The organism is Bacillus sp. VA15 (assembly GCF_055721145.1).
The window spans coordinates 60,271-79,416 of the sequence record NZ_JBVQPQ010000009.1; the positions used below are offsets into that span (position 1 = coordinate 60,271).

The following is a 19,146-nucleotide window of genomic DNA, read 5'->3' on the forward strand; positions in this document are numbered from 1 at the left end:
TTCAATGTTCGAATTCATTCTTCCAATCTGAAAGACGTTTCAAAGGCAGAAAAGCCGGGACAAGATCCCCCTGATATTCTTTTTCTATAAATGCCGCTGTATCATCAGCTTGATAGAGCTCAAGAATGGTTTGCAGCGCTTCCCGATCTTGGTCCTCCGCTCTGACAACAATCAAATTCATCTCTTCCTTAGACATTAGTCCACCGCTCTTTATGGCATGTTTTTCCGGGTTCAGTCCCGCTTTTTTTGCTTCAGACGGTTTCATGACAAACACGTCGGTGCCGCTCGCTGCATCCTGTTGCCGGACGGCTTTTAATTTCAGGTGCCTCGGATTATCTTTAATCATATCGACTGAACCTGTTCCGTTAAATCCGTTTTTCAACGTTAGCAACCCTGCCTCCTTAAGCACCGTAAGCGCCCTGCCAAAATCGAGTGCTTTATCCGGTACAGAAACGACAGCTCCTCGTGGTATATCTTGGAATCGGTTATACCGTTTTGAATAAATGCCCATAGGCGTTATGTATGTCGTACCGAGCGGTTCCAGCTTAAGTTTGTATTTTTGAGTGAACGACTGAAAAAATGAAATGTTTTGAAAGGCGTTAGCATCAATTTCTTTGTTAGCAAGCGCGATATCAGACTCCGCATAATCAGAAAAAGGTATCAGCTGAATATCCAGCCCTGCTTCTTCAGCTTTTTTAGCAATATAGTTCCATATTGCCTCGTCAGACTCAGCAATTCCGATTTTTATCGTTTCATGTTCTGCTGACGGTGAGCATGCTGTAAATGAAACGAGAAGAACAACAACGAAACTGCATATAAGCCACTTCTTCATTGTGACCATACTCCTATCTATGTATTAGAGCATGCAAGCAATATCAGACATAAAAATCATACGCTCTCTTAGTTGATAAACGTTGTCATTTGTAATATTGATTAACTTTTACCTTACTCATATCCAATAAGGTTGTCAATTCCTATTACATTGTCTTCCCGAAAAGAAGGAATACTAAGGCAAACGTATGATCACATATCGAGAAAACAGATGAATTTCCGTAAATAAATATCAAATTGAAAAATAAATATGGTATTTTCCGAAAAAAGTTTCATTTAGCAGTTGTTTTTTCTGAAGATTACTGGTAGAGTAAAGGTAATTATTTTTGTTCGAACTATCTTTAAGAAGAAAGTTTTGTAAGAGTTTTCGTCTTGAAAGTTTGTTAAGAGCAAGAATAGTGAATTTAAGCGTTATGATCGCTTTAGGAGGAAATTTCATGTTAGAAGGTAAAGTAAAATGGTTCAACTCTGAAAAAGGTTTCGGATTCATCGAAGTAGAAGGTCAAGACGATGTATTCGTTCATTTCTCTGCTATTCAAGGCGAAGGCTTCAAAACTTTAGAAGAAGGCCAAGCTGTTTCTTTTGAAATCGTTGAAGGAAACCGCGGACCACAAGCTGCTAACGTTACTAAAGAAGCGTAAGCATAAATTGATATGAAAAACTGCAGGTGCAAACCTGCAGTTTTTATTTGGATAAAAAAGCTGTTTTGCATAAGCAAAACAGCTTTTTTTCATTAGTTTGCAATATCCCGTTTCATGAAGATTCCGAAAGCAAGCAACAGGAAGATGATAAAGTAGATCACCAGCATGTTGATAGAGAACGTCATAGTCATCCCTTTTATTAACGGTGTGCCATCCACATACTGAGACAAATCTACATTAGCAAACAATATATACTTCGCCCAGTCAAATTTCGCTGCAATAAATGCAGTGGCAGTCGTACCGGCTACCAACAAAAAGATAGAAAACCCTACTGCAAGAGAGCTGTTTCTAAATACAGCGGACAGCATAAATGCCATCGTCGCCACCATTAAAGCCGCGACGGATTCAGAAAGATACGTTGTGGCCAAATGCCCTATCATGTTTTGCTCAATGACATGGCCATCCTTATAGATTAAATGAGTATTCGCGGCAGTGTCACCGCCTGTCCCAAAAAAGATCAGTCCCAGCAAAGTAGAACCTATAAATAAAATAAACAGCAATAAGAAACCAAACAAGAGAACTGTAATATATTTGGAGAGCAAAATCTGAAAACGGCTGAGCGGGCGGATCATTAATAGCTTTATGGTTCCCCAATTAAATTCGTTCGCGACAATTCCGGCTGCGATAATAATGGTAAACAGCCCGGTAAGGATTGTAAAGCCTGCTGAATCTGTTACATAAGACCATACAGTATAGCCTGTGTCACCAGGGATGTTATGCTCTATACGATAGTTGTTAAGTGTGATTGTTTCTTCATATTCACCTTTCAGTGAAGGATTTTCTTTGATTTCTTTCTTCAGTACGGTGTTTTCCGCTTGGAGTTCTTGTTTCCAATGGAGATTTGAATCACCAGCAGAAAAATGATTCGCCAGAAATGCAAATCCAACCATTGTTAATCCCAGAATCCCGATCATCACCCATGTTCCGGCACGGCTGAAAATTTTGATCCACTCATTATAAATCAAATTAAGCATGTTGAACCTCCTCTTTTGCTTCACCTGTTATTTCTAAGAAACGGTCCTCTAACGATTTTGTCACTACTTTAACTTCGTAAATGCGGACTTGCTGCATCACCAGCAATTCAATAGCCGCAGGGACTTCGTCTTTAGCCAGTTTGACTTCTACACCATTTGCCTTCTTCACCAAATTGTACTCCTTCAGAACAGAAGCGGCTTTATTCGGCTGCTCAACTTGAAAGAAATATGTATCGTTCTCATCAGTGATTTCATCTCTCACATTTTGAATATCGATAAGCTTTCCTTTTTGCAGAATCGCAATTCGGTCACACATCAGTTCCATTTCTGACAGCAGGTGGCTTGAGACGATGACAGCCATTCCTTTTTCTCGCGTCAACTTCTTCAAGTGATCTCTGATTTCCCTCAAAATGAGAGGTAAAAAAATGAAGGTATACTTCATGTGTACAAAAAATTAAAATAGATAAAACATGGCACTCACAGCTGATTGGTGAGTGCCACATTTTTTATTCTACTGGGTAAAGTCCCAGCTCTATAGTTATTATATTCATATAGTTACTTAACAGATTATAGAAGTCTGAAGTTAGTAGTGAATAATATGTTATGGTAAAAACATTCTTTTTAGCTTTTTCTGAGGGAATAGGGCAAGAATCAGATTTTAAAATTCTTGTGTTCTGTTAGTCACTAAGATTTTATACACTGTTGTCCATTAGTCGCTCGGAAATTAATTTAAATATCGATGTCTGGATGAAGTACCACCAGCCACTATGAAAGTCTATATAAAAATATAACGTTCTTTATTTTATATTAATAAGAACAATAATTTTTATTAACTACTTCATACATTGCATCCACCGTCATATAAGCACCTTCATACACATTTTCTCTTCCTATAAGTTATTTTTTTATAACTAATATATACTCACAATAATTCAGATATTGTAGATAAAAGAGAAAGAGTCATAATAACTAAAAAAATGCTAAATAAGAATGCTCGCTCTCTCCTTAAAACAAAACATGTAAATAACGCAACAAAACTAAACTTAAATAAAAATTCAAGATAGTCATTACTATAAATATAATTTATACCCATTGTAGTTAGGGCGATTACTGCTAAATATTTCTTTGATTGTGCCAAGAAACCTCGCCATCCAGTTTCCTTTACTTTCCAGATTCCCAGAAGGTTTTCCACACCAATAGATGTGCTAGGTAGGAGATTTTGCGTATCTATCTTCACATACGCTGGTTGAAGGTAAGGGGCAGCACCCTTCAAGGACTCCTGTCCCCAATAAAAAGCTCTATCATTAATTTGCAGAGGTTCAATTGCTATGGATCTACCTTTGCTGTCGCCGTATGCAGGCATAAGTTCGATTTCACTATCTCGGGAGAAAACAACCCGCTGTCCTTCTGTTTTACCAAAATATTTTCCCCACCACATAGTTCGTAAATCGCTATATAAAAACCTTAGTATATTATGTTTCCGCAGATTAGCCATACTTACATCAACAGCAATCCACCCCTCATCCTCTAAATATATTTCATTCCACGCATGCCCATTCATTTTTCCAAATGACCAACTTCCAAATAAAGTTCTTGTAGGAATTCCCAGGGACCTGCACAAGGAAGAAAATAAAAAGGAAAACTCAGCGCAATCTCCATTTTTAAATCGAAGGAAGGATTTTACCCCTCTGCTCTTAGGGGGATACTTATACTTGTAATTGTTAACAATATATCGAAAAATCGCTTTTGCTTGATCCCTTTTACTGTTTATCCCTATTATAATATCCTGTGCAAGATCTAAAGTCTCTTTATTAACAGGTGAAAGAATCGTATCTCTTAAATAGTATTCTTCCTCTTCCTTGCTTAAAGGTATCGTCTCCCCTTCTGAGGTATACCATTCGCGAGTATATTGGAAATGTAATGTATCATTTTTATGTAGAATGAAGTAACCTAGATTTTCACCAGTAGGCAATCTATGTAGTTGAGATGGTTTTAATGATGCGTGAGCCAATCCATCAGGAATAGGGAGCCAAAGTTCAATTGTTTGATCTAAGGAGTTTTTATAAAGATAATCGACAATAAACGGTTTTTTCCTCATCTAATCTCATCTGCCTTCATTAATATTTTCATTATACTTTATTCCACTAGACCGTTTTGAGGGAGTATTACTTCTTCTTTCGTTGGCCTCTTTATTTTACTTCTAATATAATTATAAATATTCTTATAATCTTTATCACTAATAAGTATTGCATCTATCACGATTATAGTTAGAGAGAAGGTTATCAATCCCATTACTACTGCAATTCCTAAGTGTAAAGTGATAAGTAAGATAAGTGCTATATACTTTGTTACCTTATTAAATAGTAAGAAGGGAAATGCTACCTGCAAAAGAATAGTGAAATAGGTAGAGAAAACTATTAAAAAATCAGATGAGATAATAATATCGCTTATCAAATATAAAACATACAGACATATAGCAAAAAAAAGGCAAATCCGCCATGAGTAAACGGATTTGCCTTTTTGATTACTTTTTCTTATTTTTCATGGAGAGCAGTGCATCACGATAGCTGCGGTCCTGCATTTTGTCACTTTCTTCAGTGACCTCTTCTTCTGCCTGATCTTCATCAGAATGCTTAAACTTTTGCAGCGCCTGCCTGTAAATATCATCACCTATTGTTTCTCGTTTCTCTTTTAGAGAATCGTTTTTTACAACGGATGGCGTATGCTCGGCAGCCCTTGCTTCAGCTGGGTATTGCGCTTCGTTTTTTTCCTCTTCTGGAGGGGCGATTCTTTCGGTTGCTTCTTGCTTCTCGGGTCCAGGAGAGGCGTTGCGGACGTTAAATGTAATAAGGCCCGCAATGACAATGACAGCAGCAATAATTGCTATAATAATGGCCATTTCAACCTCTCCTTACTGTCCTGCTGTTAGGTTTCCTGTGACTTGGCTGACGCGTCTTCCTAAGGCGCGTCCAAGCTGAATACCTTCCTCAGACATTAACTCATCACTGTCAACCGGACAAGTGACGCCTGCTCCGTAATAAGAGCCGTACAGTGCGTTTTCTGGCACGTTGCCAGGCAGACCGACAACGATCATGCCCTGGTGGAACATCGGCGTGATTAAGTTGTGCATTGTCATTTCCAAACCGCCGTGTGTTGTTGCCGTTGTGCAGAAAACAGCGCCGACTTTGTTGATCAGCTCGCCTTCAGCCCACAAGTAGCCAAGTCTGTCTATCCAAGCTTTAAGACCGGAGCTGATTGTTCCGAAATGCCCTGGGCATCCCCAGATAATCGCATCCATATCTTTCAGCTTGCGGATATCTGCTTGATCGACATGGTCAATCAATACCTCAGCCGCCTCGTTTTCTCTCGCGCCTTCAGCAATCGCTTCTGCAAGCACCTTAGTATGTTCGCCTTCACTATCATACACTACATAAATTTTCATTCAGGAAACCTCCCTGTACAGATTAAGATTCCTTAGCTTCTTTTGGAGCAGGAAGTAATGAAAGCTCCTCTTTTTTCTTCTTACGCAATTTATCTTTTCTGACGTCACGCAGGAAGATACTTAAAATTAATCCTGCTACGCAGAATAATGTTGCCCACATAAAGGCGTCATTAATCCCCATGACGTTTGAATCGAGTGACGCGTGTTTATAAATATGAGTGTAAACATACGTTTTCGCTGTTTCATAAGGTACATTCATATTCACCATTAAATTCGAAACTGCATTTTGGAATGCATGGAGGAAGTTCGGGTCCGCCGTGCTTGTTTTATCTGCAATTTGTGAATAATGGAATGTCGTACGGTTTGTATAAATCGTCGTAATTAAACTAGTTCCAATTGATCCACTGATTTGGCGAAGCGTGTTGCTCATCGCCGTTCCGTGACTGTTCAGACGGGCTGGAAGCTGGTTCATCCCAGCTGTCATGACTGGCATCATTAAGAGAGACATACCAAATGCACGAATTGAGTAGATCAGCATGATGTGCGTATATGGTGTATCAATTGTTAATTGCGTATATTGATATGTTGTTACCACTGTCACGAGAAGCCCAATAATCGCAAGCGGTCTCGGTCCGAATTTATCGAACAAAATACCTGAGATCGGTGACATAATCAGCATAACGATCGCACCTGGAAGCAGAAGCAGACCGGATTGAAGCGCCGTAAAGCCGACCAGGTTTTGCAGATAGATCGGTAACAGGAACATACCAGTGTAAAGTGCCACTGTAATAATGATATTAATGACACTCGAGAGTGAGAAAATGTCATATTTAAACACTCTGAAATCAAGCATCGGATCATCATGGCGCAATTGCTGAACAACAAACGCAATTATTGCGATGACGCCGATAATCACTGTTGATAATACAATAGGATCAGTCCAGCCGTCAGAGCCGGCTTCACTGACACCGTATAGCAGAGATGCGAAACCGACAATAGAAAGAATCGCTCCGAGAGTATCGAGTTTGATTTTTTGCGGTTCCACCATGTTTTTAAAGATGAAGAAAGCCACAATAATAATAATGGCACCGATCGGCACAAGGCCGTAAAACATAATGCGCCATGTATAATTCTCAATGATCCACCCAGAAAGAGTCGGGCCGACCGCAGGAGCAAACATCATTGCAAGTCCGAAAATCCCCATTCCTTTCCCCCTGCTTTCAGGAGGGAAGATAAACAGAATGGTTGTCATAACGAGCGGCTGCAAGATACCTCCGCCCACGGCCTGAATCAAACGGCCGATCAGCATTACAGAGAAGTTAGGTGCGATACCGCAGACTAACGTACCGAGCGTAAAACAGAACATGGCAACGAGGAAGAGACTCCGTTGACCAAAGCGCGTAATCAGGAACGCAGATAACGGAATCAAGACACCGTTAACAAGCATGTAACCTGTTGTGAGCCACTGAATCGTCGTTGCACTTACGCCAAATTCAGTCATTAAGTGCGGCATTGCAACGTTAAGCAGTGTTTGGTTTAGAATTGCCAGAAATAAACCCGCCATTAGCACAATTAGCAATGACATAGGGCTTTTTGCATTTTTTTCTTTGCCTGTAGCCATCTAAGACAACCTCCTTTCATGGTGTGATGACTGATCTGTTTTACTCAGAAATCTTAACAGATGCATTCATACCAGGAAGCACCTTATCAGATGGGTTTTTGATTGAAATTTTAACAGGAATTTTTTGTGTTACTTTTGTGTAGTTTCCGCTTGAATTCGTAGATGGAAGCATATCAAAAGTTGAGTTAGTCGCATAGCCAATTTCTTCTACAGTACCGTCAAAAGTTGTATCAGGATCTCCGTCAACTACTACGTCTACACTATTTCCTACTTCAATATCCGCAATATCTGTTTCTTTAATATTTGCTGTGATGTATAGGTTGTCCATGTCAATCGTTTGTGCAATTGTTGTACCAGCTTGTACGGTTTGTCCGTTTTTCACTTCGTTTTTCACAATTGTTCCATCCATAATGGATTTTACGTCAACAGTTTGTTCACCTTTGATTTTTGCAACTGTGTCGCCTTTTTTCACTGTTTTTCCTTCTTCAAGATCCCAGTCAGATACTTTACCTGCTGCTGGAGCTGTAATAGCAGCCATATCGCCGGCTACTTTTGCTTCATCTGTTTTTACGTAGTTTGTGCTTTGATAATAGTAGTAAGCACCTCCGCCTATAATTGCAAGAACAACAATCAAACCGATAATGTTGGTCAGAATTAAACGTCCTCTGTTCATTTTGTTTTTCTCCTTTCGTTTCATCCTCTATCATTTTGTGGAAAGATGGTGAAAATATGTGGGAAGTTTTCAATTACCGCTTTTTTCTGAACAGCCTTCAGCGAGCTTCGATAAGCTCCCAGCAAGCTTGCGCAAATATTGAAGCTGAGACGTGTCAAGCTCCTGATACAGGCTCGCGCCCATTTTTGCGTATTTCACAGCGGCTTTCTGTAAAACTTCTTCCCCCTCTTCGGTTAACTGAATCATTACGATACGGCGGTCAGCCGGACTGTCATATCGATTCATCAATTGCCGGTTATACAGGATATCGGTCATCCGGGTCACAGAAGCAGGCTTAAGATCAAGAGACATGGCCAGCTTACTGAGCGGCGTGCTTCCGCTTTGATGAATTTTAAACATCAGTAAATATTGAAGGACTGTAATATCAAAAGGCTCAAGTACAATCTCCAATATCTTCTTCTGCTTTTTATAGATAGCCCGAGACGTATCAAAGAGCTGTTCAAAAGTGAGCAAAGCACGTTCTGATTCAGTCAACTCCTTTTCACCTCATTCCTCAATAATAGTTCACAAGATAAAATATTAATAAATGAAAGAAGATTTGTCAAAGGAAAAATCTCTTTTTTTCCCGTATTTTTTTCGCAACCGCTTTCTTACTTTTATTAAATAAAAAAAAGCCCTGAAATGGGCTTTTCATTACGAAAATTGATGGCTTACTCCGGACTCTTCATTTCTGAAAAAGTTCTTCAGCGCCTGAAAAACATCAGACTTCTGTTTTAAAATATAGTACTTAAATTTCTCGTCTTTCACATTTTTATATGCAGACATTAACGTTGAATGCCTGTTGTACTGATTGACCTCGCCGTAGCAGAAAAGATTGGCCTTCTTCATAATATCATTGACCAGTTTCACACAGCGCGCGTTATCAGATGTCAGGTTGTCACCGTCAGAAAAATGAAACGGGTAAATGTTGTAGCGGGCGGGATTGTACTTTTCGTCAATAAGCTCAAGCGACTTCCGGTATACGGAAGAACAGATTGTTCCACCGCTTTCTCCCTTTGAGAAGAAGTCCTCCTCCGACACGACTCTTGCTTCCGTATGATGGGCAATAAATTCAATTTCTACAGTCTCATATTTCGTCCGCAAAAAACGGGTCATCCAGAAAAAGAAGCTTCTGGCCATGTATTTTTCCCAAACCCCCATACTGCCGCTTGTATCCATCATTGCTAAGACGACGGCTTTTGACTCGGGCTTTGTTATGTCATTCCACGTCTTATACTTCAGGTCCTCCGGGTAAATCGGATAGAACGATGGCTTCCCTGACATCGCGTTTCGTTTAAAAGCTGACATCATTGTTCTTTTCTTATCAATATTACCGGTTAACCCTGTTTTACGGATATCATTAAATTCAATATCTGTATGAATGATATTGTCCCGCTCTTTTTGCTGAAGGTTTGGAAGTTCTAATTCTTTAAAAAGCGCTTCTTCTAAATCCATTAATGAAATTTCTGCTTCATAATAATCTTCGCCTGCCTGATCACCGGCGCCCTGCCCTTTTCCAGGTCCCTGTTTTTTGTCTGATCCATCCCTGGCCACAACATCTCCAACCTGGCTGTCGCCTTCTCCTTGCCCTACGTGTTTATTTTTATCATAGTTATAACGGATTTTATACTCATCCAGTGAACGGATTGGGATCTTCACTACATCTTTTCCATTAGACATAATAATACTTTCCTCAGTCACGAGGTCCGGAAGATTATTTTTGATCGCTTCCTGCACTTTTTTCTGGTGGCGCTGCTGGTCATCGAAGCCTTTGCGATGGAGGGACCAGTTTTCCTCAGAAATCAAAAAATGGCCGCTGTCATTTTGGGACATGAATTCCCCTCCTTAACCATTTGTGGTCGTGATACATACGTATTCCGGCTTGTGCCAGATTATGAAACAAGTCTTTCGAAAAGATTTATATTCATCATATGCACAAAAGCACGGTTAATTGACAAACTATTTAGAAAATGGGACAAAATAACCCGCCCTATTCGGACGGGTCACGTTGCTTATCGGTTCAGCAGGCTGCCGACATATTTCAGCAGCTCATTGGCACTCGTCGAGTTGTAGCCGTGTTCATCAATTAAACGGGCAACGACTTCATTTACCTTTTTCAGCTGCTGCTCATCCGGCGTTTTTGTTGACGTCGTAATTTTAACGACATCCTTCAGATCAGCAAACAACTTTTTCTGAATGGCTTCACGCAGCCTTTCATGAGAATTATAATCAAACCGTTTACCTTTTCTCGCATAAGCCGAGATACGGATTAAGATTTCTTCGCGGAACGCTTTTTTGGCGTTTTCCGAAATGCCAATCTGCTCTTCGATTGATCTCATCAGCTTTTCGTCAGGGTTCATTTCTTCTCCTGTCAAAGGATCACGAAGCTTGTTTTTATTGCAATAGGCCTCTACGTTATCGAGATAATTGTCCATAAGTGTTTTAGCTGATTCTTCATATGAGTACACAAACGCTTTTTGAACTTCTTTTTTCGCAATGTCGTCATATTCCTTGCGGGCAGCAGAAATAAAATTCAAATACCGCTCCCTGTCCTCGCTTGAAATCGAAGGATGCTGATCAAGACCTTCTTTTAAGGAACGAAGAACATCAAGAGAATTGATCGACTCCATATTTTTTCTGATAATCGTTGAAGAAATCCGGTTGATTACGTACCGCGGATCAATGCCGCTCATGCCTTCATCATTATATTCTTTTTTCATATCCTCAACGTCGACAGAATTATATCCTTCCACACTTTCCCCATCATACAGTCTCATTTTCTTGACCAGATCGATATCCGACCGCTTCGGTTCTTTTAATCGGGTAAGAATCGAGAACATCGCAGCGACCTTCAACGTATGCGGGGCAATGTGAACATCCGATACATCGCTCTCCGCGATCATTTTTTCATAAATTCTCTCTTCCTCAGACACTTTTAAATTATAAGGGACTGGCATTACAATGATTCTCGAATGCAGGGCTTCATTCTTCTTATTAGAAATAAATGAGCGATACTCCGTTTCATTCGTGTGAGCCACGATCAGCTCATCAGCAGAAATTAACGCAAATCGCCCCGCTTTAAAATTCCCTTCCTGTGTCAATGAGAGCAAATGCCAGAGAAATTTCTCATCACATTTCAGCATCTCCTGAAACTCCATCATCCCGCGGTTCGCTTTATTCAGCTCTCCGTCAAACCGGTATGCGCGCGGATCTGATTCTGAACCGTACTCGGCAATGGTTGAGAAATCAATACTTCCCGTCAAATCGGCAATATCCTGAGATTTCGGATCAGACGGGCTGAATGTTCCAATTCCCGTACGCTTATCTTCTGAAAAGAAGATGCGTTCAACCTTCACATCCTCAATTCTTCCTCCGTACTCTTCTTCCAGCCTCATGACATTTAAAGGAGAAAGACTTCCCTCTATTCTAATGCCGTATTCTCTGTAAAAGTCATCACGCAAATGATGGGGGATTAAATGTAGAGGGTCCTCGTGCATCGGGCAGCCTTTAATCGCATATACAGCGCCATTATCCGTCAAGGTGTACGCTTCAAGACCTTTTTTGAGCATCGTGACCAGCGTGGATTTACCGCCGCTCACAGGTCCCATCAGCAATAGAATCCGCTTTCTGACATCAAGCCGTTTCGCGGCCGGATGAAAATACTCTTCCACAAGACGCTCCAAAGATTCCTCAAGCCCGAACAGCTCGCGGTCAAAAAAGCTGTACTTCTTACGTCCGTCAATCTCCTCTATCCCGCTGTCTTTTATCATATTAAAAACACGAGAATGAGCAGATTGCGCGACCATTGGATTTTCTTTAATAATCTCCAAATAATCGGCGAATGTTCCTTCCCATTTCAGCCGCTGCTCTTCCTCTCTGTACTGTTCAATTTTCTTTAATATATCCATAAGGACCTCCTCCATCATGTTTGATGCGCTATGCAAATAAGGTACTTTGATACAATCTATGCCGCCATCTCGTGATACATGCTTTGGTTTCTTAAAAATAAAGATACTTATACGGCGTTGACAAGGCAGACCGCGACCGTTCATAATAAAGAAAAATACAGAATCATCCAGACTCGGACAGCACCGAAAAATTGAAGAGGGGGAGAGACGGTGAAAACAATCATCATGATGGGTGTCATTGTCACTTTTTTAGTATCAATTTTTACCGCAGGGTACGATAGCAAGCCGGGAAAAGAATAAAAAAGGGTGCTCCTCATAAGAGCACCCTTTTTGTATAACAGAACAATGTTTTATAATTTTGTTTTTTCTTTAATCTTTGAATGATGATCACATTCGCATATATTTTTGTACTCAATTGTTCCGATGCTGCAGCCCGGCCCGATGATCACTTCTTTTCCCCTGACAACTGCCGCCTCGGTATTCTCCAAATAAACCTGATCTCCTTCTATGACGTCGGCAATCAGTTTCACTTTCTTCCGGTGAAAAAAGCTCGCGCGTCTTTTCACTGTAATGGTTGTTCCGCCGATTTCCCGCACATGGCTTACATCATGGCTCAATCCAAGCTTGATATCACCCGCATTTAATAAACCTGATACATCAATGCAACCTGTGATATGGAACATTTCCGTTTCACAATCACCTTTAACGCTAAGCTTCCCTTTCACATCGCACGATTCTCCAGTCATATTCCCGCAAATTTCAGTCAGGCCTTTTAGATTGAATCGATCAAATTGAAGTGAGCCGCTGACTTTCATTGTGCCGTAAATATTGATTCTGCCGGCTGTCAGATTGCCTTTACATTCACTTTCTCCGAATACACGCAGCCGCTCAGTCTCTGCTTCCCCGAGAAAAAGGCCTGTTCCGAATATGCGGCAGCCCGCGGCAGACAGCCCTTCACCGATTACACCTTCACCTTTAATGCTGACATGGTGGTATGCGCCGCCTGCAGCATGTCCGGCACCATATAATTTTAAATTTCCCAGTTTTGTTGTCTCCATTACGATCCTCCTCACATCTTCGTGCATGTTTCGACCGATGCGCTCGGATCACAAGTATAGTCCCCGCTGTATTCAACGGTTTCAATCTGGCAATCCGGACCGATTTTCACTTTATTTCCTCGCACGGTTTTCGCCTTTGTATTTGTCAGTTCAATGACATCACCTTCGATCAGTTCAGCCGTTAAAACAGGCTGCGGCATTAGTCTGAGCAATGTCAGCATTCCTTTTCTGCCGGTCACTTGAAGATGGCGGCATCCGATTTCCCGCACATAACTTTCCCCGGCAGAAAGCTTAATGGTCACCTCATCAGCATTTAAAAGCCCACTGACTTTGCATTTCCCCTCCGATTGAAAGGTTTCCGTTTCACAATCCGCTTCCATGACCGCTTTTCCGCTAATGTCAATACCATCAGCCTTGACTGTGCCGCCAAATGTTGATGATCCAGCGATTTTCAATTGTTTTGCGGAAACCTCTCCTTGAATAAAACCTGTTCCGTTAATCCGAATCGATTCTGCTTCAACGTCTCCATGTATCTTTCCTGAACCGCTGATGGTTACCGCTTTCGCTTTGACGCTGCCGTCAGCTTTTCCGGTTCCATTAAAAGAAAAAGTGTCACACTCCACGTCCCCGGCCACTGTTCCGCTGCCGTTAATTTCAACTGATTGAAATGTTCCTCCCTTTGAACTTCCTGATCCGTTTATCACCAGCTTTTCCATTACATCCATTGATGGCCCTCCTGTATATATGTTGTTTTTAATTCCTCTGACGCTTTTACTAAATCCACCCGTTCCACAACCTTGACGGACGATTCAAACAGAATGCTGTCCGCTGCAGCCGCTATAAAACAAGTTGTGACACCGAGCTTCCGCAGCACAATCAGCTCCGTCTGATTCTTGATCTCTTCAGTATCATGCTGCTTTAACACCTCTGCAGCCATTTTTGCTTCCGCCAGACTGACATTTCCAGACTGCAGGAGCCCTTCAAGTACATACAGCGATAGCAGGTCTCGGGAAGAAAAAACCGAATTTCCTCCTCCTTCTGAAAAAACATCAAGAGCAGTTCTTGAAATCAATCCTTTATGAATCAATTCATCAGCGGTCATGCTGACATCCTTCATTTTCGGCGACAGCATTTCCCTCATTTCATCCAGTGACAAATTTTCCTTCATCTTTTGAATCATTGAAATGCGTTTTAAAATATCCTCTCTCGGAAAAAACGTTTCTTGCCCTGTAAATGTGGATTTGCGAATAAACCATTCCTCAGGAATTAAATTTTTCCGCTTCCACCGATACAGCTGACCGTATGAAATCGATGTTTTTTCAAGCAATTCTTTTTTAGAGATTAATTGTTCTTCCATAAGTCCAGCTCCTTTGATGGATACATTGTAACATAACACTGTTACGTTGTTAAGCCCAAAAAACAAAACAAAGCATCTCTCGCAGCACAAAAAAATCCGCCCATCATCAATGAGCGGATTTTTTTCACTATTTTAAATCACGGTAATTTTGCTGGCGCAGCGCTTCATAAACGAGAATCGCCGCAGTGTTGGACAGATTTAACGATCTAACGTGCTCTGTCATCGGAAGACGCAGGCAGCGGTCCATATTATTTTGAATTAAATCCTTTGGCAAACCGCTTGTTTCTCTTCCGAATACAAAGAAATAATCCTCGTCAAGATCAGTGTAATCAAAAGATGTATGAGGCTGCTGGCCGAATTTCGTGATAAAGAAAAACTGGCCTTTTTGATATTCCTCAAACAATTCTTCTAACGAATCATGATACACAACGTTAACAAACTCCCAATAATCGAGTCCGGCACGCTTCAGCATTTTATCATCCGTTGAAAAGCCGAGCGGACGAATCAGGTGGAGCGTTGTATTGGTTGCTGCACAAGTACGTGCAATATTCCCTGTATTGGCGGGAATTTCTGGTTGATATAAAACGACATGTAATGCCACAATGTTCACCTCTGTTTTTCTTATCCGCCCATCATTATATCATTAATTAGTCTTTTGTCGTATCATCAACGATATGAAAAAAGGCATATCGTATTGACGGCGTGTATGCCGTAGAATCCTCGTATGACCAATACCTCATCCGGCTGTCATAGGACTGGGCGTTGACAAGCGGCATATTGCCTTTGTCCTTCGCCACAACAATCGTTGTATGATTAAACCGGCCGTCTCCTTCAAAGTCATAGCAAATCACATCGCCAGGCATCAGCTCTTCCGCAGATTTCACCCGCACCGCACGAAGACCGGCCTTTGAATTCGACAAATACATTTTCATAGAATGAGCCACCGTCCAGCTATAGCTCCATGAGCTTTGTTTCATCCACCAGCCTGACCCTCTGTTCGGATGGCCGCGCATCGGTGCGCCTCCCGCATGAAGGCACTGTGAAATAAAATTCGTGCAGTTATCGCTGAAATTTTTATAAGCCGGGTTGCGCTTGTTCCAAAATTTCTCGGCATATTGCACAGCGCCGAGACGATCGTATTGAAAGGCTCTGCCAAACGCTTCCCTTTCCTCTTGAGAATAGTCAATAATACTGGTCCCTTCATGAAATCCAGCCGGCTTTTTCGCAATTTCCTGATCACTAATCAAAATATGATCATAAAGGAAAGCTACCCGCTCCTCTATATGCTCTTCCATATACAAGCTGTCATCATGCTCTTTACACACGTATTCATAATGGATGGTATACGTAAGGCAGGTCGTTCCGTCATCCTCAACCCGCACATGATCGATGACGGCCTTTGCTTTCGCTTTTATGATGTCAACTTTACGTTTTTCCAGAAGCCTCTTCTTTCGCTCCATGACTTCAAGGTCCCCGACTTCAGACTCTTGTCTCATAGCATGCCCGTTAACCAAATAGCTCAGCCGTTCCTCCGCTAATTGTTCTAAAATGTGCTTCAAGCTCACCCCACCCGCCATACTTATTTATAGAGAAAAAACACTTGGATGCATCTCAAGTGTTTTTCCCTTCTGTTCTATACGTATGTCAGGACAGGCCTTGTTTAGTCATGCCTGAAGCTTTTAGCAACTCAATTCCTTTTTCAATTTCCAGCTTTGCCTCTTCATCCTTCTCTTTTTCCAGCGCTTTTTCAAGCTCTTCCGCGTATGCATGGTCTCCGATTTTACCGATCGCCCATGCAGCTGTTCCTCTGATAACAGGACGCGGGTCCTTATGCATCAGTTCCGTCAATTCAGGCAGTGCGGAAGCATCCTTAAAGTGGGCAAGGGCGAGAATGGCGTTTCGCTGAATCGGTTTTTTTCCGCGCCAAGAACCTGAGACATGTCCGAATTTCTCCTTAAATTCGCGGTTGCTGATGGTCAAGAGTGGCTTCAATAACGGTTTGGCTATCTCAGGGTCCGGCTCCATTTCCGGATGAAGATGAAAGTCCTTCCCCTTATTGAGAGGACACACCGTTTGACACGTGTCGCACCCATACAGGCGGTTTCCAATCTTTGTCCGGAATTCATCAGGCAAAAATCCTTTCGTCTGGGTCAGAAAAGAGATACAGCGCTGCGCATTCAGCTGTCCCGGATTTACAAGTGCTCCCGTCGGACAGGCGTCCAGACATTTCGTGCAGGACCCGCACATATCTTCAATTGGCACATCAGGCTCAAAAGGTATATTTGTGATCATTTCCGCCAAATACACATATGAGCCATACTCAGGCGTTGTGATCATACAGTTTTTCGCGCTGAACCCGATGCCGGCCCGTTCTGCAACCGCCCGATCAGACAATTCACCTGTATCTACCATTGACTTTGTTCTGATATCCTCATGCTTGCTTCTCAGAAATTCCTCCAACAGATCGAGCTTTTCCCTCAGCACATCGTGATAGTCTTTGCCCCAGGAGGCTCTGCAAAAAATGCCCCTGCGCTCCGTTCTCGTGCTTCTCGGCGCATCCTTCATTCTGGAAGGATATGCGAGAGCGATCGCCACAATTGATTTCGCTTTCGGCAAAAGTAGCTTCGGCGTCACCCTTTTCTCGATATCAGGCTCTTCAAAGCCGGAGAGATAGCCGAGTGACTCTTGAAGAATCAAACGGTCTTTTAAACTGTCAAATGTATCAGCGGTCGTAAAACCAATCTTGTCCACGCCAATGCTTTTCGCGTATTCAATTAATTCTTCTTTGAGCTGATAAACGTTCATGTTTTGCACAGCCTCCTTTCTTTGTGATAAAACGATACAGCGTTTATAATAGGTTGATATCACGTAACTGGAGTGAATGCTAGTGAATATCAAACTTGATTCTGTTATTACTGAACGTGCGGCCGGCTTACATGCGGCGGCTGTGATTTATAAGAATATCGAAGTCGGCTCCTCTCCGCAAATGCTGAAAGGCAGGCTTCGCCTATTTCAAGAATCCCTGTTTTTCGATTATGCGGACGGCGGAATATCTGATGAATCCTTCGTCAAGGAATGGCGGGAACTCTTTAAACAGCTTAACCCTACATTTGAGGGAGAAACAACCCCAATGGAAGACATGCTGATCCCAATATCCAAAGAACAATTCATGGAAAGCAAGGATTCAGCCCATGACACCATCGATTTTTTCGCATTAAAATATTCTCTGCCCATTATGATTTATGATGCCGGCAAGCTTCATGAGCCAGTCCGAATCTCATTGGGAGAAAAAGAAAACATACTGCTTTTCTCTGATGAAAATGGCATATTTGGCGATTTAAAAAACAGCGTCAATCGCTATCCCGTTTCAAACGAGACGAAGAAAATGCTGCAAATCATTTTTTTCCCGCCATCCATTGAAAAAAGCAGCGCTGTTAAACTCTTATCATCATTAACGAAAATGTTTGAACAAATTCACGGCGGTGCCCATACAGTACATTGGCTTACGTAAAAGAACACGAATGACGTGTTCTTTTTTACATAAAAAAACGCAATACTTCGTTTATCTAAGAAACGAAACACTGCGTTAATAACGTATGTATGGAGCGGGTGATGAGAATCGAACTCACGACATCAGCTTGGAAGGCTGAGGTTTTACCACTAAACTACACCCGCATTTGTGTTTTTCAGTAACAGTACCGCTGACTTGTTTTATATTACACGTTTATTAATTTTTCGTCAAGAGAATATAAAAATTTTGTCGAAAAAAAGTTTTCTTTTTGTAAAGTGTTAAGTCACATTTACATAATGTTAAGTATACTATACAATATAATCAATCGAGAATGTGAAGGGGACAGACGTCATGATGAAAAATAAAGTAAAAGAGCTGAGGGCACGCCTCGGCTATTCTCAGGAAAAACTCGGAGAAACGGTCGGCGTTACAAGACAGACTGTGGCAGCTATCGAAAAAGGCGATTATGTTCCCTCACTGTTGTTAGCACTGAAAATCTGCAAAGCCTTCTCCATGAAAATGGAGGATGTCTTTTGGTTAGAGGAGGAAAACTAAGATGAGCATGAAAACAAAAGCAGCTTTTCAACTTGTTTTATTTGGCCTTGCATGCTGGACGCTGATTGCATACTTTGAAGCATCAGAAGGCATTGCATCCTTTATCCGCACAAAGAGCGGCGAGATGGTGTTTGAATTAAACCTCACTCCCTTTATTCTGTTTGTTGCGGCGTCTGCGGTTTATTTGTACTTACAGAAAAAAAGCCGCCCTGCTGCAAAAAAGCTTCTTCTGCCTGATGAATTTGAAGAGCAGGACGAAAGAGAGAAGATGATGACGGCAAAAGCATGCCGCGCGTCATATATCGCCGTCTACTTCTCGCTTCCTGCCGCAGCGGTTCTTCTCATTTTTTATCCGCTTTTTCAATCACGTATTCCGTTTTTCCCTATTATTATCGTGTTTATCATTATGATCATCCAGCACCTATCCTATGTCATCTCTTTCAAGAAAAACGAAAAAAACTCCGGCGCGCTGTAAT

19 protein-coding genes, 1 tRNA gene and 2 pseudogenes are annotated in these 19,146 nt (G+C 41.6%); 4 read left to right on the plus strand and 18 right to left on the minus strand.

The window, feature by feature from the left end:
- Window position 1: 1 nt before the first annotated feature.
- On the minus strand, window positions 2-832 hold the full coding sequence (locus AC0DBE_RS19405; protein WP_061188244.1) for a MetQ/NlpA family ABC transporter substrate-binding protein: 831 nt from the start codon (window positions 830-832) through the stop codon (window positions 2-4).
- Window positions 833-1,268: 436 nt separating this feature from the next.
- On the opposite strand from AC0DBE_RS19405, the gene cspB reads away from it, so the two are divergent.
- A complete protein-coding gene (gene cspB / locus AC0DBE_RS19410) occupies window positions 1,269-1,472 on the plus strand; it encodes a cold shock-like protein CspB (RefSeq protein WP_003224086.1) in 204 nt (67 codons plus the stop codon).
- A 92-nt stretch (window positions 1,473-1,564) separates the two neighbouring features.
- Here the strand turns inward: cspB and AC0DBE_RS19415 are convergent, their stop codons facing one another.
- From AC0DBE_RS19415 to queG, 16 genes and pseudogenes are all read right to left on the minus strand, one after another.
- Window positions 1,565-2,506 (minus strand): ABC transporter permease, encoded by a 942-nt coding sequence (locus AC0DBE_RS19415; RefSeq protein WP_327816314.1) that lies wholly within the window; start codon window positions 2,504-2,506, stop codon window positions 1,565-1,567.
- Window positions 2,499-2,924 (minus strand): annotated as a pseudogene (locus AC0DBE_RS19420) (ATP-binding cassette domain-containing protein); the annotation flags it as partial. The gene AC0DBE_RS19415 and the pseudogene AC0DBE_RS19420, both read right to left, overlap by 8 nt.
- Window positions 2,925-3,428: 504 nt before the next feature.
- Entirely contained in the window at window positions 3,429-4,604 is a 1,176-nt protein-coding gene (locus AC0DBE_RS19425) for a transglutaminase-like domain-containing protein (RefSeq protein WP_472963427.1), read from the minus strand.
- Between the two features lie 426 nt (window positions 4,605-5,030).
- On the minus strand, window positions 5,031-5,405 hold the full coding sequence (locus AC0DBE_RS19430) for a hypothetical protein (RefSeq protein WP_372402588.1): 375 nt from the start codon (window positions 5,403-5,405) through the stop codon (window positions 5,031-5,033).
- A 12-nt stretch (window positions 5,406-5,417) separates the two neighbouring features.
- Entirely contained in the window at window positions 5,418-5,948 is a 531-nt protein-coding gene (locus AC0DBE_RS19435) for an NAD(P)H-dependent oxidoreductase (protein WP_014113147.1), read from the minus strand.
- Window positions 5,949-5,970: 22 nt separating this feature from the next.
- On the minus strand, window positions 5,971-7,569 hold the full coding sequence (locus AC0DBE_RS19440) for an MFS transporter (protein ID WP_088679597.1): 1,599 nt from the start codon (window positions 7,567-7,569) through the stop codon (window positions 5,971-5,973).
- A 40-nt stretch (window positions 7,570-7,609) separates the two neighbouring features.
- Window positions 7,610-8,276 (minus strand): annotated as a pseudogene (locus AC0DBE_RS19445) (biotin/lipoyl-containing protein).
- Between the two features lie 35 nt (window positions 8,277-8,311).
- Window positions 8,312-8,776: a MarR family transcriptional regulator gene (locus tag AC0DBE_RS19450; protein WP_242734549.1), complete on the minus strand. Its 465-nt coding sequence runs from the start codon at window positions 8,774-8,776 to the stop codon at window positions 8,312-8,314.
- Between the two features lie 159 nt (window positions 8,777-8,935).
- A complete protein-coding gene (gene yhbH, locus AC0DBE_RS19455; protein WP_014113143.1) occupies window positions 8,936-10,114 on the minus strand; it encodes a sporulation protein YhbH in 1,179 nt (392 codons plus the stop codon).
- 179 nt (window positions 10,115-10,293) lie between these two features.
- The gene (gene prkA, locus AC0DBE_RS19460) at window positions 10,294-12,189 is read right to left on the minus strand and encodes a serine/threonine protein kinase PrkA (protein WP_003224051.1); all 1,896 of its coding nucleotides are present in this window, start codon (window positions 12,187-12,189) and stop codon (window positions 10,294-10,296) included.
- A gap of 350 nt (window positions 12,190-12,539) precedes the next feature.
- The gene (locus tag AC0DBE_RS19465; RefSeq protein WP_472963431.1) at window positions 12,540-13,247 is read right to left on the minus strand and encodes a hypothetical protein; all 708 of its coding nucleotides are present in this window, start codon (window positions 13,245-13,247) and stop codon (window positions 12,540-12,542) included.
- Window positions 13,248-13,258: 11 nt separating this feature from the next.
- Window positions 13,259-13,972, minus strand: coding sequence for a bactofilin family protein (locus tag AC0DBE_RS19470; protein ID WP_061188236.1), 714 nt, complete (start codon window positions 13,970-13,972; stop codon window positions 13,259-13,261).
- On the minus strand, window positions 13,963-14,604 hold the full coding sequence (locus AC0DBE_RS19475; protein WP_242734552.1) for a YhbD family protein: 642 nt from the start codon (window positions 14,602-14,604) through the stop codon (window positions 13,963-13,965). Before AC0DBE_RS19475 ends, AC0DBE_RS19470 begins: the two co-directional genes overlap by 10 nt.
- A gap of 127 nt (window positions 14,605-14,731) precedes the next feature.
- A complete protein-coding gene (gene trmL, locus AC0DBE_RS19480; RefSeq protein ID WP_072183318.1) occupies window positions 14,732-15,214 on the minus strand; it encodes a tRNA (uridine(34)/cytosine(34)/5-carboxymethylaminomethyluridine(34)-2'-O)-methyltransferase TrmL in 483 nt (160 codons plus the stop codon).
- Window positions 15,215-15,251: 37 nt separating this feature from the next.
- Window positions 15,252-16,181, minus strand: a complete 930-nt coding sequence (locus AC0DBE_RS19485; protein ID WP_087987987.1) for an amidase domain-containing protein — start codon at window positions 16,179-16,181, stop codon at window positions 15,252-15,254.
- A gap of 67 nt (window positions 16,182-16,248) precedes the next feature.
- Window positions 16,249-17,409, minus strand: coding sequence for a tRNA epoxyqueuosine(34) reductase QueG (gene queG, locus AC0DBE_RS19490; RefSeq protein ID WP_061188232.1), 1,161 nt, complete (start codon window positions 17,407-17,409; stop codon window positions 16,249-16,251).
- 82 nt (window positions 17,410-17,491) lie between these two features.
- Between queG and AC0DBE_RS19495 the strand changes: the two genes are divergently transcribed.
- Window positions 17,492-18,115 carry a B3/B4 domain-containing protein gene (locus tag AC0DBE_RS19495; RefSeq protein WP_072565979.1) on the plus strand — a complete coding sequence of 208 codons (624 nt, stop codon included), beginning with the start codon at window positions 17,492-17,494 and terminating at the stop codon, window positions 18,113-18,115.
- Between the two features lie 90 nt (window positions 18,116-18,205).
- On the opposite strand, the gene AC0DBE_RS19500 is transcribed toward AC0DBE_RS19495, so the two are convergent.
- Window positions 18,206-18,279 (minus strand) — tRNA-Gly (locus AC0DBE_RS19500).
- 190 nt (window positions 18,280-18,469) lie between these two features.
- Here AC0DBE_RS19500 and AC0DBE_RS19505 point away from each other — a divergent pair.
- On the plus strand, window positions 18,470-18,670 hold the full coding sequence (locus tag AC0DBE_RS19505; protein ID WP_041521149.1) for a helix-turn-helix transcriptional regulator: 201 nt from the start codon (window positions 18,470-18,472) through the stop codon (window positions 18,668-18,670).
- 1 nt (window position 18,671) lies between these two features.
- On the plus strand, window positions 18,672-19,145 hold the full coding sequence (locus tag AC0DBE_RS19510; RefSeq protein ID WP_014113134.1) for a hypothetical protein: 474 nt from the start codon (window positions 18,672-18,674) through the stop codon (window positions 19,143-19,145).
- Window position 19,146 lies beyond the last annotated feature (1 nt).

What these genes read in the sequence shown, in the direction of transcription:
- AC0DBE_RS19405 (WP_061188244.1), bottom strand. Translation starts at nt 832, where the DNA reads ATGAAGAAGTGGCTTATATGCAGTTTCGTTGTTGTTCTTCTCGTTTCA.
- cspB (WP_003224086.1), top strand. Translation starts at nt 1,269, where the DNA reads ATGTTAGAAGGTAAAGTAAAATGGTTCAACTCTGAAAAAGGTTTCGGA.
- AC0DBE_RS19415 (WP_327816314.1), bottom strand. Translation starts at nt 2,506, where the DNA reads ATGCTTAATTTGATTTATAATGAGTGGATCAAAATTTTCAGCCGTGCC.
- AC0DBE_RS19425 (WP_472963427.1), bottom strand. Translation starts at nt 4,604, where the DNA reads ATGAGGAAAAAACCGTTTATTGTCGATTATCTTTATAAAAACTCCTTA.
- AC0DBE_RS19430 (WP_372402588.1), bottom strand. Translation starts at nt 5,405, where the DNA reads ATGGCCATTATTATAGCAATTATTGCTGCTGTCATTGTCATTGCGGGC.
- AC0DBE_RS19435 (WP_014113147.1), bottom strand. Translation starts at nt 5,948, where the DNA reads ATGAAAATTTATGTAGTGTATGATAGTGAAGGCGAACATACTAAGGTG.
- AC0DBE_RS19440 (WP_088679597.1), bottom strand. Translation starts at nt 7,569, where the DNA reads ATGGCTACAGGCAAAGAAAAAAATGCAAAAAGCCCTATGTCATTGCTA.
- yhbH (WP_014113143.1), bottom strand. Translation starts at nt 10,114, where the DNA reads ATGTCCCAAAATGACAGCGGCCATTTTTTGATTTCTGAGGAAAACTGG.
- prkA (WP_003224051.1), bottom strand. Translation starts at nt 12,189, where the DNA reads ATGGATATATTAAAGAAAATTGAACAGTACAGAGAGGAAGAGCAGCGG.
- AC0DBE_RS19465 (WP_472963431.1), bottom strand. Translation starts at nt 13,247, where the DNA reads ATGGAGACAACAAAACTGGGAAATTTAAAATTATATGGTGCCGGACAT.
- AC0DBE_RS19470 (WP_061188236.1), bottom strand. Translation starts at nt 13,972, where the DNA reads ATGGATGTAATGGAAAAGCTGGTGATAAACGGATCAGGAAGTTCAAAG.
- AC0DBE_RS19475 (WP_242734552.1), bottom strand. Translation starts at nt 14,604, where the DNA reads ATGGAAGAACAATTAATCTCTAAAAAAGAATTGCTTGAAAAAACATCG.
- AC0DBE_RS19485 (WP_087987987.1), bottom strand. Translation starts at nt 16,181, where the DNA reads ATGGCGGGTGGGGTGAGCTTGAAGCACATTTTAGAACAATTAGCGGAG.
- queG (WP_061188232.1), bottom strand. Translation starts at nt 17,409, where the DNA reads ATGAACGTTTATCAGCTCAAAGAAGAATTAATTGAATACGCGAAAAGC.
- AC0DBE_RS19505 (WP_041521149.1), top strand. Translation starts at nt 18,470, where the DNA reads ATGAAAAATAAAGTAAAAGAGCTGAGGGCACGCCTCGGCTATTCTCAG.
- AC0DBE_RS19510 (WP_014113134.1), top strand. Translation starts at nt 18,672, where the DNA reads ATGAGCATGAAAACAAAAGCAGCTTTTCAACTTGTTTTATTTGGCCTT.